General features: G+C 41.8%; 28 protein-coding genes. 16 read left to right on the forward strand and 12 right to left on the reverse strand.

What is annotated here, in order from left to right; translation table 11 throughout:
- Nucleotides 1-28: 28 nt before the first annotated feature.
- From O3642_RS01565 to O3642_RS01575, 3 genes are read left to right on the forward strand one after another with little or no spacing between them, the layout of a single operon-like run.
- Entirely contained in the window at nucleotides 29-952 is a 924-nt protein-coding gene (locus tag O3642_RS01565) for an FAD:protein FMN transferase (protein ID WP_371605279.1), read from the forward strand.
- 25 nt (nucleotides 953-977) lie between these two features.
- Nucleotides 978-1,583 carry an NADPH-dependent FMN reductase gene (locus O3642_RS01570; protein WP_371605241.1) on the forward strand — a complete coding sequence of 202 codons (606 nt, stop codon included), beginning with the start codon at nucleotides 978-980 and terminating at the stop codon, nucleotides 1,581-1,583.
- Between the two features lie 18 nt (nucleotides 1,584-1,601).
- Nucleotides 1,602-2,837 (forward strand): NAD(P)H-dependent oxidoreductase, encoded by a 1,236-nt coding sequence (locus tag O3642_RS01575; RefSeq protein WP_155124919.1) that lies wholly within the window; start codon nucleotides 1,602-1,604, stop codon nucleotides 2,835-2,837.
- Between the two features lie 37 nt (nucleotides 2,838-2,874).
- On the opposite strand, the gene O3642_RS01580 is transcribed toward O3642_RS01575, so the two are convergent.
- From O3642_RS01580 to brnQ, 3 genes are all read right to left on the reverse strand, one after another.
- Nucleotides 2,875-3,438 carry a TlpA disulfide reductase family protein gene (locus O3642_RS01580; protein WP_024055504.1) on the reverse strand — a complete coding sequence of 188 codons (564 nt, stop codon included), beginning with the start codon at nucleotides 3,436-3,438 and terminating at the stop codon, nucleotides 2,875-2,877.
- Between the two features lie 21 nt (nucleotides 3,439-3,459).
- The gene (ccdA2, locus tag O3642_RS01585) at nucleotides 3,460-4,167 is read right to left on the reverse strand and encodes a thiol-disulfide oxidoreductase-associated membrane protein CcdA2 (RefSeq protein ID WP_003007221.1); all 708 of its coding nucleotides are present in this window, start codon (nucleotides 4,165-4,167) and stop codon (nucleotides 3,460-3,462) included.
- Between the two features lie 154 nt (nucleotides 4,168-4,321).
- Complete coding sequence (brnQ, locus tag O3642_RS01590; RefSeq protein WP_371605243.1) at nucleotides 4,322-5,638, reverse strand: branched-chain amino acid transport system II carrier protein; 1,317 nt, start codon at nucleotides 5,636-5,638, stop codon at nucleotides 4,322-4,324.
- Nucleotides 5,639-5,773: 135 nt separating this feature from the next.
- Between brnQ and O3642_RS01595 the strand changes: the two genes are divergently transcribed.
- Complete coding sequence (locus O3642_RS01595) at nucleotides 5,774-6,802, forward strand: YdcF family protein (RefSeq protein WP_371605244.1); 1,029 nt, start codon at nucleotides 5,774-5,776, stop codon at nucleotides 6,800-6,802.
- A gap of 257 nt (nucleotides 6,803-7,059) precedes the next feature.
- Here O3642_RS01595 and O3642_RS01600 read toward each other — a convergent pair whose 3' ends face one another.
- Nucleotides 7,060-7,614, reverse strand: a complete 555-nt coding sequence (locus O3642_RS01600) for a GNAT family N-acetyltransferase (protein WP_003001387.1) — start codon at nucleotides 7,612-7,614, stop codon at nucleotides 7,060-7,062.
- 96 nt (nucleotides 7,615-7,710) lie between these two features.
- Here O3642_RS01600 and O3642_RS01605 point away from each other — a divergent pair, with 96 nt between their 5' ends.
- A complete protein-coding gene (locus O3642_RS01605; protein ID WP_371605245.1) occupies nucleotides 7,711-9,072 on the forward strand; it encodes an MATE family efflux transporter in 1,362 nt (453 codons plus the stop codon).
- Between the two features lie 48 nt (nucleotides 9,073-9,120).
- On the opposite strand, the gene O3642_RS01610 is transcribed toward O3642_RS01605, so the two are convergent.
- Nucleotides 9,121-10,791, reverse strand: coding sequence for a formate--tetrahydrofolate ligase (locus O3642_RS01610; RefSeq protein ID WP_371605246.1), 1,671 nt, complete (start codon nucleotides 10,789-10,791; stop codon nucleotides 9,121-9,123).
- 175 nt (nucleotides 10,792-10,966) lie between these two features.
- Between O3642_RS01610 and O3642_RS01615 the strand changes: the two genes are divergently transcribed.
- The 5 genes from O3642_RS01615 (at nucleotide 10,967) to O3642_RS01635 (ending at nucleotide 15,223) form a co-directional block, all read left to right on the forward strand.
- On the forward strand, nucleotides 10,967-11,644 hold the full coding sequence (locus tag O3642_RS01615; RefSeq protein WP_371605247.1) for a phosphopantothenate--cysteine ligase: 678 nt from the start codon (nucleotides 10,967-10,969) through the stop codon (nucleotides 11,642-11,644).
- Between the two features lie 10 nt (nucleotides 11,645-11,654).
- On the forward strand, nucleotides 11,655-12,194 hold the full coding sequence (coaC, locus tag O3642_RS01620) for a phosphopantothenoylcysteine decarboxylase (protein ID WP_155126819.1): 540 nt from the start codon (nucleotides 11,655-11,657) through the stop codon (nucleotides 12,192-12,194).
- Complete coding sequence (locus tag O3642_RS01625) at nucleotides 12,191-12,751, forward strand: ECF transporter S component (RefSeq protein ID WP_003014432.1); 561 nt, start codon at nucleotides 12,191-12,193, stop codon at nucleotides 12,749-12,751. The genes coaC and O3642_RS01625 overlap by 4 nt, the downstream gene beginning before the upstream one ends.
- 150 nt (nucleotides 12,752-12,901) lie before the next feature.
- Nucleotides 12,902-14,617, forward strand: coding sequence for a phospho-sugar mutase (locus O3642_RS01630; RefSeq protein ID WP_151379070.1), 1,716 nt, complete (start codon nucleotides 12,902-12,904; stop codon nucleotides 14,615-14,617).
- Nucleotides 14,618-14,875: 258 nt separating this feature from the next.
- The gene (locus O3642_RS01635) at nucleotides 14,876-15,223 is read left to right on the forward strand and encodes a thioredoxin (RefSeq protein WP_371605248.1); all 348 of its coding nucleotides are present in this window, start codon (nucleotides 14,876-14,878) and stop codon (nucleotides 15,221-15,223) included.
- A 180-nt stretch (nucleotides 15,224-15,403) separates the two neighbouring features.
- Here the strand turns inward: O3642_RS01635 and mutY are convergent, their stop codons facing one another.
- The 5 genes from mutY to O3642_RS01660 form a co-directional block, all read right to left on the reverse strand.
- On the reverse strand, nucleotides 15,404-16,558 hold the full coding sequence (mutY, locus tag O3642_RS01640; RefSeq protein WP_371605249.1) for an A/G-specific adenine glycosylase: 1,155 nt from the start codon (nucleotides 16,556-16,558) through the stop codon (nucleotides 15,404-15,406).
- 246 nt (nucleotides 16,559-16,804) lie between these two features.
- On the reverse strand, nucleotides 16,805-17,779 hold the full coding sequence (gene pta, locus O3642_RS01645) for a phosphate acetyltransferase (protein WP_371605250.1): 975 nt from the start codon (nucleotides 17,777-17,779) through the stop codon (nucleotides 16,805-16,807).
- A gap of 21 nt (nucleotides 17,780-17,800) precedes the next feature.
- On the reverse strand, nucleotides 17,801-18,694 hold the full coding sequence (locus tag O3642_RS01650) for an RluA family pseudouridine synthase (RefSeq protein WP_371605251.1): 894 nt from the start codon (nucleotides 18,692-18,694) through the stop codon (nucleotides 17,801-17,803).
- Entirely contained in the window at nucleotides 18,691-19,509 is an 819-nt protein-coding gene (locus O3642_RS01655) for an NAD kinase (protein WP_371605280.1), read from the reverse strand. Before O3642_RS01655 ends, O3642_RS01650 begins: the two co-directional genes overlap by 4 nt.
- The gene (locus O3642_RS01660) at nucleotides 19,493-20,164 is read right to left on the reverse strand and encodes a GTP pyrophosphokinase family protein (protein ID WP_023918039.1); all 672 of its coding nucleotides are present in this window, start codon (nucleotides 20,162-20,164) and stop codon (nucleotides 19,493-19,495) included. Before O3642_RS01660 ends, O3642_RS01655 begins: the two co-directional genes overlap by 17 nt.
- Before the next feature lie 95 nt (nucleotides 20,165-20,259).
- On the opposite strand from O3642_RS01660, the gene O3642_RS01665 reads away from it, so the two are divergent.
- The 6 genes from O3642_RS01665 (at nucleotide 20,260) to O3642_RS01690 (ending at nucleotide 24,320) form a co-directional block, all read left to right on the forward strand.
- Entirely contained in the window at nucleotides 20,260-20,817 is a 558-nt protein-coding gene (locus O3642_RS01665) for a CYTH domain-containing protein (protein WP_371605252.1), read from the forward strand.
- Between the two features lie 72 nt (nucleotides 20,818-20,889).
- Nucleotides 20,890-21,846, forward strand: a complete 957-nt coding sequence (locus O3642_RS01670) for a ribose-phosphate diphosphokinase (RefSeq protein WP_155171772.1) — start codon at nucleotides 20,890-20,892, stop codon at nucleotides 21,844-21,846.
- A 9-nt stretch (nucleotides 21,847-21,855) separates the two neighbouring features.
- On the forward strand, nucleotides 21,856-22,968 hold the full coding sequence (locus tag O3642_RS01675; RefSeq protein ID WP_371605253.1) for a cysteine desulfurase family protein: 1,113 nt from the start codon (nucleotides 21,856-21,858) through the stop codon (nucleotides 22,966-22,968).
- A 9-nt stretch (nucleotides 22,969-22,977) separates the two neighbouring features.
- Nucleotides 22,978-23,325, forward strand: a complete 348-nt coding sequence (locus O3642_RS01680) for a DUF1831 domain-containing protein (protein WP_003003501.1) — start codon at nucleotides 22,978-22,980, stop codon at nucleotides 23,323-23,325.
- A 1-nt stretch (nucleotide 23,326) separates the two neighbouring features.
- Nucleotides 23,327-23,542: a DUF4649 family protein gene (locus O3642_RS01685; RefSeq protein WP_003011989.1), complete on the forward strand. Its 216-nt coding sequence runs from the start codon at nucleotides 23,327-23,329 to the stop codon at nucleotides 23,540-23,542.
- 130 nt (nucleotides 23,543-23,672) lie between these two features.
- Nucleotides 23,673-24,320, forward strand: a complete 648-nt coding sequence (locus O3642_RS01690) for a redox-sensing transcriptional repressor Rex (RefSeq protein ID WP_003012279.1) — start codon at nucleotides 23,673-23,675, stop codon at nucleotides 24,318-24,320.
- A 52-nt stretch (nucleotides 24,321-24,372) separates the two neighbouring features.
- Here the strand turns inward: O3642_RS01690 and radC are convergent, their stop codons facing one another.
- Nucleotides 24,373-25,056 (reverse strand): DNA repair protein RadC, encoded by a 684-nt coding sequence (radC, locus tag O3642_RS01695; protein ID WP_371605254.1) that lies wholly within the window; start codon nucleotides 25,054-25,056, stop codon nucleotides 24,373-24,375.
- 54 nt (nucleotides 25,057-25,110) lie between these two features.
- Nucleotides 25,111-25,389 carry a hypothetical protein gene (locus O3642_RS01700; RefSeq protein WP_003003299.1) on the reverse strand — a complete coding sequence of 93 codons (279 nt, stop codon included), beginning with the start codon at nucleotides 25,387-25,389 and terminating at the stop codon, nucleotides 25,111-25,113.
- Nucleotides 25,390-25,505: the final 116 nt, after the last annotated feature.

The following is a 25,505-nucleotide window of genomic DNA, read 5'->3' on the forward strand; positions in this document are numbered from 1 at the left end:
AGTGAAAATAGGAAAGGATAGATTTTTAGTGGACCTAAGTAGTCGATCCGAACGTTTGATGGGAACAACCATCACTGTTTCAATCTGTCACCCACAAGCGAATGAACTCTTAGCCCGCTGCTTTGAACTTCTTCGCTCCTACGAACATCGCTTCAGTGCCAATGATGCAAGTTCTGAACTCATGGAGGTCAATCACCAAGCTGGTATTGCGCCAGTTCAGGTGCATCCAGATCTTTTTGAACTGATTGCTTTAGGAACCTTACATAGTCAAGCTCAAAACAGCCATTTAAACATTGCCATTGGTCCTCTTGTACAGACCTGGCGAATTGGATTTTCAGATGCTAGACGTCCCCAGCAAGGGGAAATTGATCAAGCTCTGACCAAGATCGATCCTCACCAAATCCAGCTAGTCCCTGAAAACCATACGGTCTTTCTGATGCGTCCTGGAATGAAGATTGATTTAGGAGCCTTGGCTAAGGGCTATAGTGCGGACTGTATTGCGACCTTTTTAAAGAGCCAGGGAGTAACAGATGCCTTGATTGATCTGGGAGGCAATATCCTCACTGTCGGTCAACACCCCATCAAACAACAGCCTTGGCGGATTGGTATTCAAAATCCAGTCGAAAAAAGAGGCCAGCACCTACTGGTCCTCTCAGTCAAGGATAAATCTGTTGTCACCTCTGGTATCTACGAGCGTCATTTAGAAGTTGACGGCCAGTCTTTTCATCACATCTTTGATAGCGCGACGGGCTATCCGGTCGAGACAGACTTAGCCAGTATCACCATCATATCTGATCGATCCGTAGACGGGGAGATATGGACTACCCGCTTGTTCGGGGAAGCTCCTGCTTCTATCCTCAACACTGTTGAATCACTTCCTGGTATAGACACCTTATTGGTTTCTCAATCAGGCAAGATTGCCTATACAAGTGGGCTTCAATCTTATTTATAATTCTCCTATCAGAAAGGAATTTTCCATGACAAAACTTATTGCGATCGTTGGAACAAACTCCAAACGTTCAACAAACCGTCAACTGCTTCAATACATGCAAAAACATTTTGCTGATAAGGCTGAGATCGAATTGGTCGAAATTAAAGATATCCCTGTCTTTAACAAACCAGCTGACAAACAAGTGCCTGAAGCTGTCTTAGAGATTGTTGCAAAAATTGAAGAAGCTGATGGGGTCATTATTGGAACTCCAGAATACGACCACTCTATTCCAGCAGTCTTGATGAGTGCACTCGCTTGGCTCTCATACGGAGTCTTCCCATTGTTGAACAAACCGGTCATGATTACTGGGGCATCATACGGTACGTTGGGATCTTCACGCGCCCAACTTCAACTTCGCCAAATCTTAAATGCTCCAGAAATCAAAGCGAATGTCTTGCCAGATGAATTCTTGCTCTCTCATTCATTGCAAGCCTTTGATCAAAATGGAGACTTGGTAGATTTGGATGTTATTCAAAAATTAGATGCCGTCTTTAATGATTTCCGTGTGTTTGTAAAAATCACAGACAAATTGCGCAACGCCCAAGAATTGCTTCGCAAAGACGCTGAAGAATTTGACTGGGAAAACTTGTAAGATAGGAGACAGAAAAGAATGAAATTTGTTGGACTTGTAGGATCGAACTACGATCAATCATATAACCGTAAACTTTTGGAATTCATTCGCCGCCAATTTAAGATCAAATTTGAATTGGAAGTTCTTGAAATCGACGAAGTTCCAATGTTTAACCAAGATGAAAAATGGGACGAAAGTTTCCAATTACGTCTCTTATATAACAAAATCACTCGTGCAGATGGTGTCATCATTGCCACTCCAGAGCACAACCATACGATCTCTGCTGCTCTCAAGTCTGTTCTTGAATGGCTATCTTTCGAGGTGCATCCATTTGAAAATAAACCCGTTATGATCGTTGGTGCTTCTTACTACGATCAAGGGACTTCACGTGCACAAGTTCACCTCCGTAAGATCCTCGATGCTCCAGGTGTCAATGCTTATACTCTTCCAGGAAATGAATTCCTTCTTGGAAAAGCGAAAGAAGCTTTTGACGAAGACGGCAATATCATCAACGAGGGAACCGTCAAATTCCTCGAAACCTGCTTGGATAATTTTATAAAATACGTTGAGGTTGTGTCTAAATTGAAAAAACCAAAACCAATTGAACCAGAAGACTTGGATTGTAATCATCCAATCGCTACAACTGTTACTGAAGTCGATCCTGACGATCCAGATTGGGTAGAAAAGGTAGCTGAAATCACCGGTGCTGTTTCTGGCGATACCTATGTCAAACTCGACCACGGTATCCTAACCGTTAACCAAATTGATATGTTCTTAAAGGCTATGCCTTTCGAATTGACGTACGCTGATGACAACAACCAATTCCTCTACTACAACAATGCCCACCAAGATCCAGATACCATGTTTGCGAAACGCGTGCCACCTCAATCAGGTAGCCGGATGTCAACCGTTCATGGCTCCCTACCACCAGCACGTATGAAAAACGTGGAATGGGTGATTGGTACCCTTCGTAACGGTAACCAAGACTATGTTCGGACCATTGTTCCAGGGTCTCCTGAAGGCGTGATCAATACTCACAACTACCAAGCTATGTACTATGAAGATGGTTCATACGCTGGTATCAATGAGATTGTCTTCAACTTCAAACCATGGTTGGACTGGTACCTACAAACAACAGGACAACGTCTAGTTGGCGGAAGCGGACCATTTGCTCCTGCTGGTGGTCATGGTGATGCAGATGCAACTTCAGGTGCTTCCGATGCTGGAGGACACAGTGATGGAGCTGCTGATGCTACATCTGGTGCAAGCAACTAAGAAACTAGAAAAAAATGAAGCTTCGTGCTTCATTTTTTTATTGTAACTCTTTAATGATCTTCTTAGCATCGTCGTTTGAAATAACCCCTAATTGGACATGTCCAATTTTCCCATGACTGTCTATAAAGACTTCTGTAGGAATAGAGCGAACCTGATAATCTGCAAATGCAGAACCGTCTGGATTGTACAAGACCGGTACGGACTTGTAATCTTGTTGATCAAACCATTTAACGAATTCTTCTTCTGTTTTTTCACCTTGGAGTCCTGGTGCCATAATGGTTAGAATTTCAAAGTCTCTATCCGAATCCTTGACCAATTTCTCTAATTCAGGCATACTTTGCCGGCAAGGGCCACACCAGGTTGCCCAAAATTTCAAATAGACTTTTTTGCCTCTATAGTCTGAAAGTTTGACCGTATTCCCCTTCATATCCTTTAGTTCAAAGTCACTAGCGTCTTTTCCTACCAAAGGATTCTTATTCGTTGTTGTATTCATTGTTGGCTGATTGTCCATACTACTCTCACTGGATTGATTCATGGAACAAGCTGACAGCAAAGCTAAAGAGAGAACTGAGAAACAAGCGTATTTAAAACCTTTCATCATGCGTTAAACCTCCGGATTATTTTATGAAAAGATAGATGACAAACTGTTCAATTGTCCCAAAAGTAAGAGAATTCCCATCAGAATAATGATGGCTCCGCCGATTTTCTTCAGCAATAACAAATGGGGTTTGAGACGATTAAAGTAAGGTAGGACCAGACTAGATGCTAAGGCCAACAGTAAAAACGGAAGAGCCATTCCCAAGGTATAAACAAGGAGATAAATAGCTCCCATAAGAGCATCTTGTCCATCTGATGCTGCTAAAGCAAGAACTGATCCTAATACCGGACCAATACAAGGCGTCCAACCAAAACTAAAGCCAAGACCAAGGAGAAAAGCTGAAAACAATTCATTCTTCTGTTTGTTGGCTCCAAAATCTACTGATTTTTGCTTTTCAAGGAAATGAAAATGAAAGACTTCCATTTGATGAAGACCAAGGATAATGATGAGGGCTCCCATCAGATAACGAAACCAATTGGTGTACATGATCTTTCCAAGCAAGCCCGCTCCAAAACCAATGAGGAGGAAAATAACAGAAATACCTGCAATAAAACAAAGGGTTTTCAGCAAGCCATGCCAGCGAATTTTTTTCCCGAACAATCGGATAGCCTTTTCCTGATCACTTCCTAGTAAGATTCCAATATAAACCGGTAGCAAAGGAAAGACACAGGGAGAAAAGAAAGACAGAATACCCGCAAGAAAAACTGTCAATGAAAAAATGATTGGATTCATAGTTCACTCCGTATATTGATATGCTACATTCAGTATAACATTGACTGACCTAAAATAAAAATTTCTGCTACGTTTTTTTACTAAAGTTTGGATTTAGATACTAGTTTCAAAAGAAAAACCCTAAAGCACAAAACTTTAGAGTTTTTAATATAACTTATTCTTCTGCCGTTTGTTTATTTGGTAATACGAGCGATAAAAGAATCCCGATAACTACTGGAACCAACCATGGAAGAGATTGAGCTGCAAATGGAAGCAAAGCAATCCCCTTTTCTACTAGTGAAATTTTAAAGGTACTTGCCAGAACACTTGCAAGAGAGACCACGCTGGCCAAGAAAATAGTCAGTTGCATTCCTGGTTTTGAAAGAGCCACAAATTTATTCACTATCACAATCAATACAATGGTAATGGTGATTGGGTAAAGAATCATCAAGACTGGCAATGAGAAGGCAATAATGGCATTCAAGCCTAGGTTGGCAATCGCAAAACCAATCAAAGTGAAGACACTTGCATAGACCTTGTAAGTAACCTTAGGGAAGGTGCTATGGAAAAATTCACTGGTAGAGACGATTAAACCAGCAGTTGTGGTAAAGCAAGTTACCGTCACCATTCCTGCTAGGAAAATCTGAGCAGTCGGACCAAAGATCGCTTTAGTCGCTTCTGATAATACATACACCCCTTTATTGGTATCAGATGCCATAACAGAAGCAGGAATTGGAAAATGATTCCCCAGATATCCTAAACCGATATACAGCACACTAAAACCAAGCGCTACGACAATCCCAACCAACCAAATGGTCTTTATATATTCTTTCTTACTTGAAAATCCAAGTTGATTCAGGGTAGTCACTGCGATCACACTAAAGGCAACAGAAGCCAAGGCATCCAAGGTATTGTAGCCCTCTAAAAATCCTTGCCCAAAGGCAGATGCCTGATAGGCTTTTGTGGCCACTATTGGAGCATGTCCACTGTATTTCAGAGCCCCAAGAACGACCAAGATCAAAATGAGAATCGCAAAGATCGGGGTCAATATACGACCGATCCGATCTAGAATCTTAGATGGATTCAAGGCAATCAGAAAGGCTAGCAAAAAGTAGACCAGGGTAAAAATGAAAAGTGCTAAACTGGCATTCATTCCACCTAATAAGGGGGCTGTCCCCACTTCGAAAGATACCGTCGCCGTTCTTGGAATGGCAAAGAAAGGACCAATCGAAAGATACAGCGCAACTAAGTATACTATCGCAAAAACAGGTGAAATCTTACGAGAAATCTCATGAATATATCCTTTGGGATTGAGTGTCCCGATAATCAAGGTCACAATGGCAATTCCCACGCCTGAAAGAACAAACCCAGCAATAGCTGGCCAAAATTGATTACCCGATAAAGCACCAAGAGCCGGTGGGAAAATCAGGTTTCCAGCACCAAAAAAAATACCGAACAGTAATAAACCTGTCAGGGAACCTTTTCGTAACATACTATCTCCTTAAAAAAACGATAATCTTAACTTTATCAAATTCATTTGAAGAATGCAACTTATTTGCATGAACAATCCGCTATTTCTATCAGTCATTATGGTACAATGGATGTAAGATTTTACGAGGTGCAAAACATGTATCTATATCTATTCTGGTTATTTCCAGCTCTTATTTTTTTATTGTTCTTTATGAGTGATCGCAGAAGGCTTTTCAATGCTTATCTCTTTTCGATAAACCTGGGGCTTCTTCTACTGATTTCTGCATTTCTACTAGTCGTTCGAACTGAGCTATGGTTTAATCAACAAATTGCAATGATTGTCTTTGTAGTGATTTCCATACTCGTTTTTCTCAGCATTATTTTCTCATCTATCTTTCTCCTTTTTAACGGCCGTCAAATGATGCTTTTTGAAGGAAAAAGACTGGCCAACCTCCTCTCTCTGCTTTATGGACTGTTTATTATCGGAGCTTTGGCACTACATTTTCTACCCTATTTCCCAGGGAATGACATCCTCATTTATCTGACTGACTTCACCCTGTTTTACATGACCTTTCTCTACCTCTCTTATGTATCCTATGGGACTTTTTGCAATCTCTTTCCAGTTCGCAAAGAGCCAGACGCTATCATCATCCTTGGCTCAGGTTTGATCGGAGACAAGGTTCCCCCACTCTTGGCCCAGCGTCTTGAGAAGGGAAAGGCCATCTATGAGCAGTTTGAGAGACGACCAAAGCTGATTGTTTCTGGTGGTCAAGGGTCAGATGAGCTGATCGCTGAGGCGGAAGCTATGGCCGGATACTTGATAGAACACGGGGTTCCAGAAGACGCCATTCTCATCGAGAATCGCTCTCGTACTACTTTTGAAAACCTGACCTTTAGCAAGCGTATCCTTGAAGAAGAGGGTCTTGGCAAGCGAGTCCTTGTGGTAACCAATTCTTTTCACGCGCTCCGTGCAGGTGTCTTTATGAGACGATTGAAAATACCTGGTCGAAGTATCGGTTCGAAAACAGCCTTTTACTATCTCCCATCCGCTTGGATTCGAGAAACCGTTGGCTTGGTTTCACTCTATTGGAAATGGCATGTTACCTTCCTAGCTCTTCTGTTTCTGCCTTGGATCTTTACACAAATCATGAAACTGATTGAGTTCTTCATTAAATATCTAAACTAAAAGAGGCTGGGCAAAAACTGTCCAGCCTTCTATGCTTGATGGAAGTAACTATATGACGCAGTGATTGATTGGCATCTTTGTTCGCTTTTCAAGCTACAAAGATGACCTAATGAGGGAAACAACGTTTCCTTTATCCGCAACCTTCAACAGTCTCCCAGACTGTTGAAGCTATGCAGGGGTGGGAAAATTGAAAAGGTTTGGGGAACCTTTTCAACCTTTTTTAATTCCTAAGAGTTCTTTCCCACTCCATTTCTTGTCTAGTGGTCACTAAAGCGTCTATATTTAATACGGAAGTCAAAATAATTTTCTTCCTGCAATTTACGGAAAATATCGCGATAAGCCTCTTCATCAAAGTGATCACCCCGATAGAGAATTTCAAAGCTCAGTCCTTCGTATTCTAAAAAGGCATTTGCAGTTTTAAATCCATTTCGCTTATAGAAATCCATCCGAGACTGACGTTGCTCTAGATTGTCACATTCTTCATCTAAACGTTCCACTTCAAGTATCATGGTTCTTTGGTAAAATTCTACCAATTTTTCAATGATTTCTTGACCATAACCGTGGCTACGTAGGTGGGGCATAATGGCAAAGAAGCTAACATAAAAAGCTTTCTGATTATAGATAGAAAAAGCAAATCCTACAAATTCTTCTTCGTTATAAAAAGCAAAAAAATTAGCATCGTCATTGTCTGTGTAACGCAGGAATTCCGACAAAGGAACTCGCTCTTCTTCCGGAAATGCCTCGATATTCAGCCTATCGACCTTGTCCAGATCTGGGAACGTTTCAGTGATTAATTGGCTGGTTAAGCTCATAAAAGCCTCCTTTTCTGCCCTGATTATACCAAAAAATGTAAGGGCCTTCAACTATCGACGCTTGTCGCTGGTTCCTGAAGTTGGTATAATGGCACTATGAAAAGAATTCAACGTGTGGACCTCATAGATGGTCCTATTTTACCTGCTCTTTTGAGTTTCGCCTTTCCTATTCTTTTGTCCAATATCTTTCAACAACTCTACAATACCTCGGATGTTATGATTGTTGGGCGTTTTTTAGGTCAAAAATCATTGGCTGCCGTTGGAGCAACCTCTGCTATATTTGATTTGATCGTTGGATTTGCTGTCGGTGTTGGCAATGGGATGGGGATTATTATCGCGAGAAATTATGGAGCCAAAAACGAAGATCAATTACGAAAATCAGTCGCCGCAACTGCTATTATTGGTGGCATCCTCAGTCTCTTCATGATCTTCATTGGCGCTGTCGGACTTTATCCCCTGCTCCAGTTTTTAGGGACCCCATCAGCAATTGTGTCTCAGTCTTATCTCTATATCGCTACCATTGTTAATGGTGTGGCTGTGACCTTTGCCTATAATCTTTGTGCCGGACTTCTTCGAGCGGTTGGCGATAGCCTAGCGGCCCTCTATTTCTTGATTATCGCCGCTATTCTCAATATTCTTCTCGATCTTTATTTTATTACCCAACTTCATCTTGGAGTCCAATCCGCTGGAATCGCGACCATTATTGCGCAAAGTTTTTCCGCCCTTCTTTGTTTCTTTTATATCCGTAAAAAAGTGCCTTTTCTTCTACCCAGTCGCACCGATTTTGTGTGGGATCAAAAGCTCTATCAGGACTTGATCAGTCAAGGACTGACCATGGGTCTCATGTCTTCGATCGTCTCTATCGGAACCGTCATCTTACAATCAGCTATTAATAAGCTTGGAATGGCCATCATTAGTGCCCAAATCTCAGCTCGTCGGATCATGTCCTTTGCCCTCCTGCCAATGACCGCTATTTCTTCTAGTATGACCACTTTCACCTCTCAAAACTTTGGTGCCAAGCAATTCCGACGGATTCAACAAGGCGTCAAACAGGCTTGTCTGCTCTCCCTCCTTTGGTCTGTCTTTGTTGCCATCCTCCTCTTCTTTGCAAGCCCATTCTTAACGAGCCTGATTTCTGGATCAACCAATCCTAACTTGATTGCAAATGCCAGTCTTTATCTGCAAATCAGCTCCTGCTTCTATCCGGTCTTAGGATGTCTCTTGATTCTAGGGAATTCCCTCCAAGGCATCGGCCGAAAATTAACCCCTTTGATTTCGAGCTTTATCGAGTTAACAGGAAAAATTCTCTTTGTTCTCCTGATTATTCCACATACAGGCTATATAGGAGTCATTCTGTGTGAGCCCTTGATTTGGGTTCCTATGACCCTTCAACTATGGTTTACCTATCATAAAGCCAGTCATCAACTTCTTGCATCATCAACCTCGACGAGTCCATAACAAAAGAACTTCTGCTCATTTGAACAGAAGTTTTTTGTATTTTTATGATTAGAACAAACCAATAGCTGTTCCATCAGCACCAACATCCATATTTAAAGCAGCTGGACGTTTTGGTAAACCAGGCATGGTCATCACATCCCCAGTCAAAGCGACAATAAAGCCTGCTCCCAATTTTGGAACCACTTCACGAATAGTGATTTCAAAGTTTTCAGGAGCTCCCAAAGCATTTGGATTATCAGAGAAGCTATATTGTGTTTTAGCCATACAGATTGGCAACTTATCCCAACCATTTTTCACGATTTGAGCAATTTGTGTCTTAGCTTTCTTCTCAAAATTCACCTTCGTACCGCGGTAAATTTCTGTAACAATCTTTTCAATTTTTTCTTCAACAGAAAGGTTGTTATCATACAAGCGTGTGTAGTTAGCTGGACTTGTTTCGATGGTTTTAACCAAGGTTTCAGCAAGGTCAACTCCACCGTCCGCACCATTCGCCCATACACTCGCAAGCTCAACTGGCACCTCAATTTCAGCACACAATTCTTTCAAAGCAGCAATTTCTGCTTCTGTATCAGTGATAAATTCATTGATGGCAACCACTGCAGGAATGCCAAACTTACGGATATTTTCAACGTGACGTTTCAAGTTGGCAAAACCAGCACGAACAGCTTCTACATTCTCTTCAGTCAAAGCATCCTTGGTCACTCCACCGTTCATCTTAAGAGCACGGAGAGTCGCTACAATCACAACCGCATCTGGTGATGTAGGCAAGTTTGGAGTTTTAATATCAAGGAATTTTTCAGCACCAAGATCAGCCCCAAAACCAGCTTCTGTAATCGTATAATCAGCTAAATGAAGAGCTGTCGTCGTTGCCAACACAGAGTTACATCCATGGGCAATATTGGCAAATGGACCACCGTGAACAAAGGCAGGCGTTCCATAGATGGTTTGAACCAAGTTTGGCTTAATCGCATCTTTGAGGATCAAGGCAAGTGCCCCTTCCACTTCCAAATCACGGACATAGACTGGGCTACGATCATAACGGTAACCGATCACGATGTTGGCCAAACGACGTTTCAAATCTTCAATATCTGTCGCTAAGCAAAGGATAGCCATGATCTCAGAAGCAACGGTAATATCAAAACCGTCTTCACGCGGAATCCCATTTAAAGGACCGCCAAGACCGACAGAAACATGACGAAGAGCGCGGTCATTCAAGTCCACTACCCGTTTCCAGATAATCCGACGTTGGTCAATTCCTAGCTCATTTCCTTGGTGCAAATGATTATCAATCAATGCCGAGAGAGCGTTATTAGCCGTTGTGATCGCATGCATATCCCCTGTGAAATGAAGGTTGATGTCTTCCATCGGTAGAACTTGGGCATAGCCACCACCAGCAGCACCACCTTTAATCCCCATAACTGGACCTAAAGAAGGTTCGCGAATGGCAATCATGGTTTTTTTACCGATTTTATTCAAAGCATCTGCTAGACCAATGGTAATGGTTGATTTCCCTTCTCCAGCTGGAGTTGGGTTGATCGCAGTGACTAAGATAAGTTTTCCTACTGGATTTTTCTCAACTTCACGAATCTTATCAAAGCTCAATTTCGCCTTGTATTTTCCATACAATTCAAGATCATCGTCAACCAAACCAATCTTCTTCACAACGTCCACAATCGGTCGGAGTTCAATGCTTTGAGCAATTTCGATATCTGTTTTCATAAGGGACTCCTTTATATTTGATAGATCTATTATACCTAAAATTCGCGAAAATAACATAGTTTTTCCACCTTTTGAATCGAACGTTCGTTTTTTATCTAAATTTTATGGCTACACATAGCTAATCCTAATAGCTTCAGAACTTTACTTACGTATCTTTTTTGTGTAAAATAAGCATATGCATATTTTAATTACATCTGGCGGGACGAGGGAAGCCATTGATAGCGTTCGTTCGATCACCAATCATTCCACCGGGAACCTAGGGAAAATTCTTGCAGAAACGGCTCTTGCAAAGGGATATCAGGTGACCTTGATCACAACGCCTACTGCGCTTAAACCCGATCCTCACCCACACCTTCGTCTTCTATTGGTCAAGAATGTCGAAGAACTTCTCACACAAATGAAAACGGAAGTCCCTCAACATCAGGTTTTGATTCACGCTATGGCTGTTTCAGACTACACACCTGTTTACATGACAGGCCTTGAGGAAGTTGAGAAGGCTCAAGACCTTCATACCTTTATCCATCGCGAAAATCAGGAAGCGAAAATCTCTTCCAAAGAAGAATACCAAGTGCTCTTTCTAAAGAAAAATCCCAAGATTATCTCGCTCGTCAAAGAATGGAACCCTGCTATTCAACTGATCGGCTTTAAGCTATTAGTCGACGTTTCTTCTGAAGAGTTGATCCAGGTAGCGCGTGAAAGCCTGGTTAAAAATCATGCCAGCATGATCGTTGCCAATGATATGACCAAGATTCAGAATGGTCAGCATCAAGCCTATCTAGTGACAGATGATCAGGTCCTAGAAGCTTCTACGAAAACAGAAATCGCAGAGGCTATCCTACGTTATATCAAATAAAAAGGAACATATGACACACATTACTTTAGCGGTTACCGGTAGTATTTCCGCCTATAAAGCTGCTGATATTACCAGCCAACTAACCAAATTGGGCTTTGAAGTGAAGGTCCTCATGACTCCTTCAGCCCAAAAATTTATTACCCCTTTAACCTTGCAAGTTCTTTCAAAGAATCAAGTGGGGCTTGATGTTATGATGGAAGACGATCCACAGCGGATCGAGCACATCGACATTGGGAAAGAAACTGACCTCTTTCTTGTAGCGCCGGCCAGTGCCAATACCATTGCTAAATTGGCTATGGGACTTGCAGATAATATGGTCACAAGCACAGCTCTAGCCTTGCCTCAAAGGACAAAAAAATTACTGGCCCCTGCTATGAATACAAAAATGCTAGAACATCCCGCTACCCAACGAAATCTAAAGCTCTTACAAGACTATGGTTACCAGATGATCCAACCTCGTGATGCTGTTCTTGCTTGTGGGGACAAAGGTGCTGGAGCTCTAGCGCCTGTAGAAACTATTGTAGAAACTGTTAAGGAGAATTGTTTATGAGAAAATCATCTTCTATTTCACGAATTGCCATCTTTTTTGCGGTGATGATTACCATTCACTTTGTGACGTCCTTCATTCTGCAATTTGTTCCTTCAGGAATTCAACCAACCTTGGTTCATATTCCTGTCGTGATCGCCTCTATCATATACGGTCCACGGACTGGAGCTATCTTAGGACTCCTCATGGGACTCTTTAGTCTCACCATGAATACCCTGGTTATAACACCCGCCAGCTATCTCTTTAGTCCCTTTGTCCCTCACGGGAACCTCTACTCCCTTCTCATTGCCATAGTTCCTCGGATTCTCATCGGAGTAACCCCTTATTTCGTCTATCGCTGGATCCGCAATCGTACAGGACTTGTGATCGCTGGAATTGTTGGCTCTATGACCAATACTATTTTCGTTCTAAGTGGGATTTACTTCTTCTTTGGTAACAGTTTTGGAGGGGGGATTCAACATTTCCTAGCCTTGATTGTCTCTACTAACTCTCTCATCGAAGTCATTGCGACAGTACTCATTACCAGTGCAGTCGTTCCATCTCTTGAAAAATTAAAATAACCTTTCAAGCCAAGACCAATTTATCTTGGCTTTTTTTGATGGTGAATTAGCTCTATTTTTTTGAAAAGATTTACAATTATCGCTAGAATTTTCTGAAAAAATTTGCTATAATGTAAGCGATTAAATTATAAGCAAAAAGGAGACGCTTGCATGACCTATCAAGAAAACTACCAAAAATGGCTCGACTTTGCTGAATTACCAGCTTACCTTCGTGATGAGTTGGTCGCAATGGATGAAAAAACGAAAGAAGATGCCTTCTATACTAACCTTGAATTCGGTACAGCTGGTATGCGTGGATTAATCGGTGCTGGTACCAACCGTATTAATATCTATGTTGTTCGCCAAGCAACTGAAGGATTGGCCCAATTAATCGACTCAAAAGGTGAGGAAGCGAAGAAACGCGGTGTTGCGATCGCCTACGACAGCCGTCACTTCTCTCCTGAGTTTGCTTTTGAATCAGCTCAAGTTTTGGCTGCTCATGGCATCAAATCTTATGTATTTGAAAGCCTTCGTCCAACACCTGAATTGTCATTTGCTGTTCGTCACCTCCACACATTTGCTGGGATCATGGTAACAGCTAGCCACAACCCAGCTCCATTTAACGGATACAAAGTATACGGTGAAGACGGTGGACAAATGCCTCCAGCAGATGCTGATGCATTGACAGATTACATCCGTGCTATCGAAAATCCTTTCACTGTACAATTGGCTGACCTTGAAGAAAGCAAAGCTAACGGCTTGATTGAAGTTATCGGTGAAAACGTCGACGCTGAATACTTGAAAGAAGTGAAAGGCGTTAACATCAACCAAGACTTGATCAATGAATACGGACGCGACATGAAGATTGTCTACACTCCACTTCATGGTACTGGTGAAATGTTGGCTCGTCGTGCTCTTGCCCAAGCTGGATTTGAAGCTGTTCAAGTTGTTGAAGCTCAAGCTGTTCCAGATGCTGACTTCTCAACTGTTAAATCTCCAAACCCTGAAAACCAAGCTGCCTTTGCTCTTGCTGAAGAGCTTGGTCGTAAAGTAGACGCTGATGTATTGGTTGCAACTGACCCAGATGCTGACCGCCTTGGTGTTGAAATCCGCCAACCAGATGGTTCTTACCTCAACCTTTCTGGTAACCAAATCGGAGCGATCATTGCTAAATATATTCTTGAAGCTCACAAAACAGCTGGTACCCTTCCTGCAAATGCTGCCCTCTGTAAATCAATCGTATCAACTGAGTTGGTGACTAAGATTGCAGAAAGCTACGGCGCAACCATGTTTAACGTCTTGACTGGTTTCAAATTTATCGGTGAAAAAATTCATGAATTTGAAACACAACACAACCACACTTACATGCTTGGTTTCGAAGAAAGCTTCGGTTACCTCATCAAACCATTCGTACGTGACAAAGACGCTATCCAAGCTGTTCTTATCGTTGCTGAAATCGCAGCTTACTACCGCTCACGTGGCATGACTTTGGCAGATGGTATCGAAGAAATTTACAAACAATACGGCTACTTCGCAGAAAAAACAATCTCTGTTACCCTTTCAGGTGTGGACGGAGCTGCTGAAATCAAGAAAATCATGGATAAATTCCGTGGCAATGCTCCTAAACAATTTAACAAGACAGACATTGCTAAGACAGAAGACTTCTTGGAACAAACAGCTACTACTGCTGACGGCGTTGAAAAATTGACAACTCCTCCAAGCAACGTGCTTAAATACATCTTGGCTGATGATTCATGGTTTGCCGTTCGTCCTTCAGGTACAGAACCAAAAATCAAATTCTACATCGCTACAGTTGGTGAATCTGAAGCAGATGCTAAAGAAAAAATTGCGAATATCGAAGCAGAAATTAATGCATTTGTAGGCTAAAACACGAGGCTGGGACAAAAGTCCTAGCCTCTCAATTATTTTTTTGATTGTTGAGCAAGACGCAGTGGTTGAGTGGGCTCTACTACGCTGATTTCATCAGCTTTTACAGCCCTACTCAACTGTGCGGAGGTGGGACGACAAAATCGAATTCTAACGAATAACCGATTTCTGTCCCACTCTCTCTTTCTTTCGTAGCAAATACCAGCGATTTTATAGAAAATATGGCATACTAGACATAGAAGAAAGCGAGGTAATCTCATGGAACAATTTTTAGAAGATATTAAAGATCTTGAAGTGACAACTGTCGCGCGTGCGCAAGAAGCGATCGATCAAAAAGAAACAGCAACCTTCTTTATCGGACGCAAGACTTGTCCTTACTGCCGGAAGTTTGCTGCTAAGTTAGCAACTGTCGTAGCTGAAACAAAAGCTCATATCTACTTCATCAATAGTGAAGAACCAAGTCAGCTAGATACATTACAAGCCTTCCGCTCAACTTACGGTATTCCAACTGTCCCTGGATTTTTACATATCGAATCCGGTGAAGTCACTGTTCGTTGCGACTCATCCATGTCTAAAGAAGAAATCAAAGCATTCGCTCATTTATAAAAAAATTGAGGCTGGGACAAAAGTCCTAGCCTCTCAATTGTTTTTGGATTGTCGAGCAAGACGCAGTGGTTGAGTGGGCTCTACTACGCTGATTTCATCAGCTTTTACAGCCCTACTCAACTGTGAGGAGGTGGGACGACGAAATCGAATTCTAACGAATTACCGATTTCTGTCCCACTCTCAATTTTCATTTTCCGAAAAAGTCGTCCAAATCTTCTGCTGGGGTTTAGCAAACGGATAGTCCGAAAATTCTTCTGGTGTTAACCAAATAGTCGATTCACTTGCTGGCTGCTCTCCTTCTTTTACTAGACCGTATCGAATCTGAACCTGCCACTTGCGATGCGAAAAGACATGCTGGACGATAGGATAAGATCTATCCTGCCAATCAATGGCCAAGTCATAGTCCTGTTCAAAAGAAATAATTTCTGGGTTACTCTCTGCTTCCCCCTTCCCATCCAATAGAGATAATTGGCCTAGGTTCTCAGACAGGCTATCCACTTCGATCAAGGGGAAATGCCAGAAACCTGATAAAAGCCCTTCTCTCTCATTTTTCTCCAGCAAATAGCGCCCTTGACTATCCTTGATAATAAAGGCTGTGAGATAGACAGGTAGCGGTTTCTTCTTAGGAGCCTTAATGGGATAGCGATCCATGGTCCCATGTTGGTAAGCCGCGCTAAATTCCTTAACAGGACTCTCTTCGGGACGTGGATTGACTGGTGATTCAATATCGGAGCCCAAATCCATCAAAGCCTGATTGAAATCACCAGGACGAACCGGATCGATCAAGATTTCCATCATGGCTTGAAAAATCTTGCGATTAGTTGGAACTCCGATATCGTAGTCCACCTCAAACAAGCGGGCTAGAACACGCATGACATTGCCATCTACTGCTGGCTCTGCTAATCCAAAGGCAATACTAGCAATGGCACCAGCTGTATAAGGCCCAATTCCCTTCAGTTGAGAAATAGCTTCATAGCTTGATGGAAACACTCCTCCGTGATTTTCCATTATCTGCTGGGCAGCTTTCTGCATATTTCGGACACGTGAGTAATACCCCAAGCCTTCCCAAGCTTTTAAGAGTTTTTCTTCAGGGGCTTGAGCCAAATCAGCGACCGTCGGAAACCAATCTAAAAAGCGATCATAATAAGGAATAACCGTATCGACACGTGTCTGCTGGAGCATAATTTCTGAGATCCAAATTTTATAAGGATCCTGGGTCCTTCTCCAGGGGAGATTCCGTTTATGGGCATCATACCAGGCTAATAACTTTTCTCGGAAAGAGGCGATTTTTTCCTCCTCCCACATGGTAATCCCGTAATCTTTTAAATCTAACATATTCCTAGTATACTATATAATGAGTTAGAGTTTAGAAATTCTGTTTTTATAAAGAAAAAGAGGCTGGGACAAAAGTCCTAGCCTCTCAATTATTTTTAGATTGTCGAGCAAGATGCAGTGGTTGAGTGGGCTCTACTACGCTGATTTTATCAGCTTTTACAGCCCTACTCAACTGTGCGGAGGTGGGACGACGAAATCGAATTCTAACGAATTACCGATTTCTGTCCCACGCTCTAAATGTATTTCTTATTGTTCCACAGCTTGAGCTGCTGTAATCAGGGTCAATTTGTAAACGTCATCTGCATTACATCCACGAGAAAGGTCGTTGACTGGTTTGTTCAAACCTTGCAAAACTGGACCTACCGCCGCAAAGCCACCAAGACGTTCTGCCATCTTGTATCCAATGTTACCTGCCTCAATACCAGGGAAGATAAAGACATTGGCTTGTCCTGCCACCTTGCTTCCTGGAGCCTTCAAGGCTGCAGTTGCTGGGACAAAGGCTGCATCAAATTGCAATTCCCCATCAATTTCAAGGTCTGGACGAAGTTCATGAGCGAGTTTAGTCGCTTCCACTACTTTATCAACACTTTCACCGAAACCAGAACCTTTTGTTGAATAGCTCAACATGGCGATTTTAGGATCAATCCCAAACATCTTGGCTGTGATAGCAGAGTTGATAGCAATTTCAGCCAAGCCTTCAGTATCTGGATTGATGTTGATGGCACAGTCCCCGAACAAGTAGCGTTCAGATCCACGAACCATGAGGAAAGCCCCTGAAGTCCGTTTGACATTTGGACGAGTTTTGATAATTTGCAAGGCCGGACGAACAGTTGCGGCAGTCGAATGAATCGCACCAGATACCATCCCATCAACGATTCCCATGTGAACCATCATCACACCGAAATAGTTAACGTCGTCTTTCAAGACTTGACGCGCTTCTTCTTCTGTCATTTTGCCCTTACGACGTTCTACCAAGGAAGCTACCATTTCTTCAAAACCTGGATAAGAATGAGGATCGATGACTTCATATCCATCCAAAACCCCTTCAATTTCAAGATAAATCCTAATTTTATCCGGATTACCAAGCAAGACAGGGGTTACCTCTGTCTCGTTTACAATACGTTTTGTCGCTTGGAGAATACGAGGTTCTTCACCTTCTGGTAATACAATACGTGCATTCTTACCAACGAGGTTGGCTTTGAGATTTTCGAAAACTTCCATGAGTCTTACTCCTTTTAATAATTAATAACTTGTTTGAAGCTGTGTTAATACAGCTTGGAAATCTGGAGGTAGTGGACTTTCTATGACCAATTCTTCCTCTAGAAATGGATGATAATAGGATAGACGATGACAATGAAGGGCTTGGCGCTCAATGCCGTCTTCTAAACTGCCGCCATAGAGATCATCTCCCAAGAGCGGAAAACCAATATGGGAAAAATGAACGCGGATCTGATGGGTTCGACCTGTGTGTAACTGAATATCCACAAGGTGGATATCACCAAAAGATTGAACAACCTGGTAGCTTGTATGAGCATACTTGCCACCTTTAGCTACCTTTCGGGTGATAATTGAATCTTCATCACGCGCAATCGGAGCAATAATCTCTCCGACAGGATCAAGCTTCCCAGATCCCTTGACCAAGGCATAATAGCGTTTCTGAATCGTTTTAGACTGCAATTGCTTATCCAAGCGGGCATGGGCATAGCCATGTTTGGCAAAGAGCATGACGCCACTTGTATCCTTGTCCAAGCGAGTGATAATGTGAACCTGCTGGTTCTCGTAGCCTTGTTTCACATAATAGCCTTTTACAAAATTGGCTAAGGTATTGGAATGAATCGCACTTGGAATAGAAGCAATCCCAAAGGGTTTGTTTAAGATCAAAAAATGATCATCTTCAAACAAAATATCCAAAGATCGATCCATGGGTTTCAGAGTTTCGAACCCTTCTTCTGCTGGAATATCAATGACCAAGCGATCCCCAATATCCAATAAATAAATTGCATTCTCCGGACGTCCATTGACAAGGATCTGGCCACCACGAAACTTAATCTTTGCTAAGAGACCCTTAGAAACCTCATGCTTTTTCAGGAAGGTCTTGACCTTGACATGCTCATCGACAATGAATTCAAATCTCATTCTCTATCATCTCCGATAAAGGCATCCTTGACCCGATTCCAGAAACTGGTATGACTGGAGCTTGCCACAAAATTAATCTTATGGTTGTCAATCTGGTATTCTACCTTTGCAATATTGCGGTAAGAATAGGTTGAATTGTCGACAGAGATAATGTGGAAGTCAGGTCTCGTCGGTGTAATCTGGATCTTATCCTTTTTAGGGACAATGACAGAAGAACCCAAGGTACGATAGACACGGTTGTTGAGACTGGCGATCTCAGCAATCTGCAGCGCCTCAATAGTTGGGTGAAGGACTGCTCCTCCTAAGGATTTGTTGTAAGCCGTACTTCCTGTAGGAGTCGAAACGGTAATCCCGTCTCCTCTGAAGCGCTCAAAATCCACTCCATTAATCGTGAGATCGGCAACCATGGTCCGGTCGCTTCTCTTAATCGTCGCTTCGTTCAACGCTCTCATAGTACGGGTTTCCCCATTATCAAAAGTAATTTTAACATTCAAAATAGGGTAAGAAACCTTGGCACCTGTATCATATTTTAAATTCTCAACCAGCTTATCGATTTCACTGTCTAAGTAATCCGTATAAAATCCTAAGTGTCCAGTATGGACGCCGATGAAGCGCACGCGATCCAACTGCTGTTCATACTTGTGAAAGGCTGATAGCAACATCCCATCACCACCAATTGAAATCACAATATCCGGATGCTTCTCCGTCAAAATAAAATTATTTTTTCGAAGCTTATAGCGCAACTGCTGAAAAACCTCTTCACTTTGACGCTTGCGATTACGAATAATGGATACTTTTTTACCTGTAGTCTTCATCTGTGTCATCACTATTTCCAACGCCATCATTTAACTTACGATGAAGTGGATCAAACAGGGCTTGAGCCTCCTGAATCGCATCCCGAATTGCCCCCATCTCTTCATCCAAGAGATAGGCCAGGTTTGCTGTCGTCTCTAAGCGTTTTTTGATCTCGTCTGGAAAGTCTCCTTTATATTTATAATTAAGCGAGTGTTCAATGGTTGCCCAAAAATTCATGGACAAGGTCCGAATTTGAATCTCTGCTAAGATCGTTTCATTTCCATCAATGGTGTCAACCGGATACTCGACCACGACGTGGTAACTCCGGTAGCCACTTGATTTCTTGTGGCGGATGTAGTCTCGCTCTTGGACCACGCGCATATCCTGTCGTTGTCTCAGAACCTCTAGGATCTCTTCGACGTCATCCACAAACTGGACCATGATGCGAAGACCAGCAATATCTTGCATATCTTGAGCCAGATTTTCTTCAGAAATATTTCTTCGGATCATCTTTTCGCGGATGCTTTCAATCGGCTTGACCCTTCCTGTGACAAACTCGATTGGAGAATGCTTTTGTTGCTTACGATATTGCTTACGAATCCCACGCAGTTTGATTTTTAATTCCCCAACTGCTTGGATATACGGATCTAAGAAGTTTTCCCAATCAATTGCCATCTTACCACCTTGTAATCTGAACCATTTTTGTATACAATAAACACATCTCTTATTATATCATGAATCGCTTTCGAAAAAAAGCAAAGGACTACAAAATGAACCATTTAGAAATTGAATACAAAACCTTGCTAGACAAGGAGGAATACCAATCCCTCCTTCCACTTTTTGCTGATACAGAATTGGTTGTCCAAACCAATCACTATATCGATACACCTGACCAGCTCATCCGTAAGGAAAAAATGGCTTTGCGGGTGCGTACTTTCACAGATCAGGCTGAATTGACTCTCAAGGTTCCTGAAGCAGTTGGCCATTTCGAGTACAATCAAGACCTCAGCCCAGAAGAAACCGAGGAGATCCTTCAACACCAACAGTTTCCTGACGGAGAAATCAAAAAACTCTTGATGTTAAAAGGAATCCCCGTTGAACAACTGGCTGTTTGGGGGAGCCTTACAACAGAACGATTCGAAATAGAAACAGCTGCAGGCCTAGTGGCACTGGACCACAGTCTCTATCTAGACACTGAAGATTATGAGTTGGAAATCGAGGTTGAAACTGCTGAGCAGGAAGAAAATTTCCATCAGTTCATGACAGAGCATGGAATCGTCTACAAAGCAGCAAAAAATAAAATCGCTAGATTGGCGGAAAGATTGTAAAATAGCTGAAATTATCGCAAATTTTTGCTAAAATAGTGCTAAGATCAAAAATCTAAATGAGGTTGGAATCACATGTCAGATAAAAAAAATATGAAGCTCTTCTCTCTCAATTCAAATCCAGAGATTGCGCAAAAAATCGCGGATCACGCTGGGGTTCCGCTTGGGAAAATTTCATCCCGTCAATTCTCAGATGGTGAAATCCAAGTCAATATTGAGGAAAGTGTTCGTGGATATGATATTTATATCATTCAATCAACCAGTTTCCCTGTCAACAATCACTTGATGGAACTGTTAATTATGGTGGATGCTTGCCAACGGGCCAGCGCAAATACTGTCAATGTGGTCATGCCTTACTTCGGTTATGCCCGCCAAGACCGTACAGCTGCTCCTCGTGAACCAATTACTGCTAAGCTCGTCGCAAACATGTTGGTCAAAGCTGGGGTGGATCGCGTCGTCACACTGGATCTCCATGCAGTGCAAGTTCAAGGTTTCTTCGATATTGCCGTAGATAACCTCTTTACCATTCCACTTTTTGCAGAACACTACATTAATAAAGGTCTAACAGGGTCTGATGTCGTAGTCGTCAGCCCTAAAAACTCTGGTGTCAAACGGGCTCGTAGTTTAGCTGAATATCTTGATGCACCGATTGCGATCATTGATTACGAGCAAGATGATGCGAACCGTGATTATGGCTATATTATCGGAGATGTCAAAGATAAGAAAGCGATCTTGATTGACGATATCCTCAATACTGGTAAGACATTCTCAGAAGCTGCGAAAATCGTCGAACGCGAAGGAGCTACTGAAATTTATGCTGTTTCAAGCCATGGCTTATTTGTGAAAGGAGCTGTCGAGTTATTAGACCAAGCTCCGATCAAAGAAATATTGGTAACCGATTCTGTTGCTCCAAATGGACCAACACCAAAAAATATTAACTATCTGACAGCTAGCGAACTGATCGCTGAAGCTATTGTTCGCATTCAAGAAAGAAAACCTGTTAGTCCTCTATTTGCCTACCACAAGAAATAAGGTCTTAATGTGATATATTTTGATAATGCCGCAACAACTCCCCTTCTACCTGAAGTCATCACTGCGATGACCGAAACCATGAAGACCACTTTTGGAAATCCATCGAGCCTTCATGCTCATGGACGGATGGCTAGTAAACTTCTCCGAGAATCTCGCGAACAGATTGCTCAGTCTCTCCATACTCTTCCAAATCGTATTTTCTTCACTTCAGGTGGATCAGAAAGTAATAATACCGTTATAAAAGGCTACTGCTTGAAACACCAAGCAGATGGCAAACACATCATAACTACTGCTTTGGAACACCATGCGGTTCTCGAACCCATTGAATACCTTGTAGAACGTTTCGGATTTGAAGTTACGATCGTCCAACCAAGAGATGGACGCATTCAGTCTAGTGATATCAAGGCTGCACTTAGACCGGATACTATTCTTGTCTCTACCATGTTTGCCAATAATGAGACAGGCGATCTGTTACCGATTAAAGAAATCGGAGAACTCTTAAAAGATCATCCAGCTGCCTTTCACGTTGATGCTGTCCAAGCAATTGGAAAGGTCCCTGTCTATCCCGAAGAGTTGGGAATTGATTTTCTCAGTGCTTCTGCCCACAAATTCCATGGCCCTAAGGGAGTCGGCTTCCTTTATGCAGTCCTCCCAGATTTTGATAATCTCTTACATGGTGGGGATCAGGAAAGTAAGATGAGAGCCAGCACGGAAAATCTCATTTCAATTGTCGGGATGGCAACCGCGCTTCAGCAAGCTACACTTCATCAAGAAGAAAATTTCAACCAGGTTCAAAAACTCGGTCAAGAACTAGTCAATGGTTTAGCATCCTTCGACTACTACGTTAATGCGAATGATGATCATCTTCCATTTGTTTGGAATCTTGGCTTTCCCGGTGTCCAAAATGATGTATTATTGATGCGACTCGATCTTGCCGGAATTTCCGTATCTACTGGTTCTGCTTGTACCGCAGGTACCATTCAACCCAGCCATGTTCTTGAGGCGCTCTATGGAAAAGATAGCTCACGCCTAAAAGAATCCCTTCGAATTAGTTTTTCAGAACTCAATACCATAGAGGAGGTTCAAGACTTTCTCACAAAACTTAAAGAAATTTTATCATAGGAGAACAATATGACTTTTGAAACTAGTATCACATTGAAAGACTGCAAATATACCTATAGTCTACACCCAAATATTAAAAAATATACCTTACGTGACAATACATTTGCTGTTACAAAAGTTGGAAATTACGAGTTGAATCGTTTGCTCGAAGCTGTTCCAAATAGCGGTGAAGGTTTCCTGCTTAAAATTATCTTCAACAAAGACCTCACTGGTTTTAAAATCAATATTACAGATAAGTCAGGTCTTCGCCTGGTTAATATCTTTAAAAATCCAGAAAATGACATTATCCAACAAAAATTCTATTTCTTAATGGATAGTCTCGTTGAAAGAGAAATTTTCAACAAAACAGAGGTTTAATATGGTAACCCTAACTTATATCGACGCGTACCAAGTAGAACGAACGACTACTTATTCCGACCTTGCAGCCTGCATCCTAGATTTTTCAGGCTGTGTAACCTTACCTGACTCTTACTCAATCGTTTCCATTGAATACAAGGGTGAAAAACTTCCCTATACGGGGCGTGTCGATGGACTCTATGCTTTTTTGAAAAAATTAGAACAAGCTAAAAACTAAGCTGATGATGATGGAACTCTCCCATCGCCATCAGCTTTTTAGTTAGACAAATATATTTTTGAAAAATCGGTCTACATAGTTGATTTTTTCACAATCTTCCTATACAATAAGAGGGAAAGGTTGTGATATTGTGAAACATGATAAAAATACTCCAATTCCACGCGCAACAGCAAAACGCTTATCGCTCTACTACCGCATTTTTAAACGCTTTAACTCTGAAAAAATAGAGCGCGCCAATTCCAAGCAAATTGCGGATGCAATTGGGATTGACTCTGCCACCGTTCGCCGAGATTTTTCTTATTTTGGTGAATTAGGAAGACGGGGATTTGGTTATGACGTAAAAAAACTGATGAACTTCTTTGCCGATCTTTTAAATGATAATGCCATTACCAATGTCGCTATTGTGGGGATCGGGAATATGGGAAGTGCACTCCTCAACTATCGCTTCCATGAACGCAATAAGATGAAAATTGTCATGGCGTTTGATCTAGATGATCACGAACTGATCAATACCAAAAGTAAGGACGGAATTCCCATTTACGGTATTTCCACTATTAAAGAAAAGCTCAAACAAGAAGGCATTCAAACAGCTATTCTAACTGTTCCAAGCGTCAAGGCTCAAGAAGTGGCTAGCCTTTTGGTAGACGCTGGGGTTAAAGGGATTCTCAGCTTCTCACCAGTGCATCTGACAGTTCCTAAAGATGTCGTCGTCCAATATGTCGACCTCACCAGTGAATTGCAAACACTCCTTTATTTCATGCGAAGAAACGAAGAATAAAAACTTATACTTTAACAACAAAAAGGTTGGAACCAGAGGATTCCAACCTTTTTTAAACTAAATAATCTGTTTCTTCTCGATAACTATAGTAATTTTCTTCAGATACAATCAAGTGATCCAATAGGGTTAAACCCATCACTTCACAGGCCTCTAAAACTCGATGCGTTACTTCATCATCATTTTTACTGGGAAATACGGCACCAGATGGATGATTATGAGCCAAAATGATGGAGGTTGCCATGTGCTTCAATGCATAATGCAGGATTTCACGTGGCTCCGCAATACTTCGATTCACTGTTCCAATAAAAATGGTCTGTTGATAAATAATTTCATTCTGCGTATTCAAATAAAGGGCAACCAGGTGCTCCTGTTTCTTATGGCCGATTTCCTGTTGAATTTTATGGGCCAATTTCTGACTACTCATGATTTGTTCAGAACTCATTAATTCGTCTTTATGAATCCTTCGTCCAAACTCAATCACAGCCTGAAGTTCGATGGCCTTCACCCGGCCAATACCAGAGATTTCCTGTAGCTCCTCTAGGGTTAATTGACTTAACTCCTTTAAACTATTAACCGAACTCAAAAGACCTTGTGCAATCTCATAAACGCTTTTTTGCTTATTGCCTGTCCGCAAGAGAATGGATAACAATTCCTGATGACTCAGCTTATCTACCCCTTCAGAAACCAAGCGTTCCCTAGGAAGCAAAGATGGTTCAATAAATGATATGTCGTACATAATTTCCTCCTCACTTATTAATTCGTAATAAGTAGAGAAAACGACGACCTTTCATTATTTGCAGGCAATTTCTTGCTTCAAATCATCTAACACTAAGACTTCATCTTTATTAAAGCGTATCTGGTAACCTGTTTGAACTTGTTCAAGCTCCTTTAAAAACTGTTGAATTTCACAGCGGATCAAGTACTCCTGACTCTGAGGAATGGCCTCTAAAGCTTGGTAGACTTGCTCTACTTCGTAGATTCCTTTCGTAATTAAACCATTTCGTGGAAAATCATTTACTAAGAGATTGTAGAAATGATGTAAGAGATGATAAATTCGCTCTTTTGTCACTATTCTACCTCCTTATCATACTCTTTCTCCTCTATTATATACTGATTTTCCCTCAATATTATGACAAGTTCCTTACATAATATTACCAATCTCTTACAATTTTACAAGAATTTCTC

The sequence above is a fragment of the Streptococcus sp. 27098_8_66 genome (assembly GCF_041431945.1).
GTDB lineage: Bacteria > Bacillota > Bacilli > Lactobacillales > Streptococcaceae > Streptococcus > Streptococcus dentalis.

Coding starts and splice junctions, on each gene's coding strand:
- O3642_RS01570 (WP_371605241.1), top strand. CDS start 978: ATGACAAAACTTATTGCGATCGTTGGAACAAACTCCAAACGTTCAACA.
- O3642_RS01575 (WP_155124919.1), top strand. CDS start 1,602: ATGAAATTTGTTGGACTTGTAGGATCGAACTACGATCAATCATATAAC.
- O3642_RS01580 (WP_024055504.1), bottom strand. CDS start 3,438: ATGATGAAAGGTTTTAAATACGCTTGTTTCTCAGTTCTCTCTTTAGCT.
- ccdA2 (WP_003007221.1), bottom strand. CDS start 4,167: ATGAATCCAATCATTTTTTCATTGACAGTTTTTCTTGCGGGTATTCTG.
- brnQ (WP_371605243.1), bottom strand. CDS start 5,638: ATGTTACGAAAAGGTTCCCTGACAGGTTTATTACTGTTCGGTATTTTT.
- O3642_RS01595 (WP_371605244.1), top strand. CDS start 5,774: ATGTATCTATATCTATTCTGGTTATTTCCAGCTCTTATTTTTTTATTG.
- O3642_RS01600 (WP_003001387.1), bottom strand. CDS start 7,614: ATGAGCTTAACCAGCCAATTAATCACTGAAACGTTCCCAGATCTGGAC.
- O3642_RS01605 (WP_371605245.1), top strand. CDS start 7,711: ATGAAAAGAATTCAACGTGTGGACCTCATAGATGGTCCTATTTTACCT.
- O3642_RS01610 (WP_371605246.1), bottom strand. CDS start 10,791: ATGAAAACAGATATCGAAATTGCTCAAAGCATTGAACTCCGACCGATT.
- O3642_RS01615 (WP_371605247.1), top strand. CDS start 10,967: ATGCATATTTTAATTACATCTGGCGGGACGAGGGAAGCCATTGATAGC.
- coaC (WP_155126819.1), top strand. CDS start 11,655: ATGACACACATTACTTTAGCGGTTACCGGTAGTATTTCCGCCTATAAA.
- O3642_RS01625 (WP_003014432.1), top strand. CDS start 12,191: ATGAGAAAATCATCTTCTATTTCACGAATTGCCATCTTTTTTGCGGTG.
- O3642_RS01630 (WP_151379070.1), top strand. CDS start 12,902: ATGACCTATCAAGAAAACTACCAAAAATGGCTCGACTTTGCTGAATTA.
- O3642_RS01635 (WP_371605248.1), top strand. CDS start 14,876: ATGGAACAATTTTTAGAAGATATTAAAGATCTTGAAGTGACAACTGTC.
- mutY (WP_371605249.1), bottom strand. CDS start 16,558: ATGTTAGATTTAAAAGATTACGGGATTACCATGTGGGAGGAGGAAAAA.
- pta (WP_371605250.1), bottom strand. CDS start 17,779: ATGGAAGTTTTCGAAAATCTCAAAGCCAACCTCGTTGGTAAGAATGCA.
- O3642_RS01650 (WP_371605251.1), bottom strand. CDS start 18,694: ATGAGATTTGAATTCATTGTCGATGAGCATGTCAAGGTCAAGACCTTC.
- O3642_RS01655 (WP_371605280.1), bottom strand. CDS start 19,509: ATGAAGACTACAGGTAAAAAAGTATCCATTATTCGTAATCGCAAGCGT.
- O3642_RS01660 (WP_023918039.1), bottom strand. CDS start 20,164: ATGGCAATTGATTGGGAAAACTTCTTAGATCCGTATATCCAAGCAGTT.
- O3642_RS01665 (WP_371605252.1), top strand. CDS start 20,260: ATGAACCATTTAGAAATTGAATACAAAACCTTGCTAGACAAGGAGGAA.
- O3642_RS01670 (WP_155171772.1), top strand. CDS start 20,890: ATGTCAGATAAAAAAAATATGAAGCTCTTCTCTCTCAATTCAAATCCA.
- O3642_RS01680 (WP_003003501.1), top strand. CDS start 22,978: ATGACTTTTGAAACTAGTATCACATTGAAAGACTGCAAATATACCTAT.
- O3642_RS01685 (WP_003011989.1), top strand. CDS start 23,327: ATGGTAACCCTAACTTATATCGACGCGTACCAAGTAGAACGAACGACT.
- radC (WP_371605254.1), bottom strand. CDS start 25,056: ATGTACGACATATCATTTATTGAACCATCTTTGCTTCCTAGGGAACGC.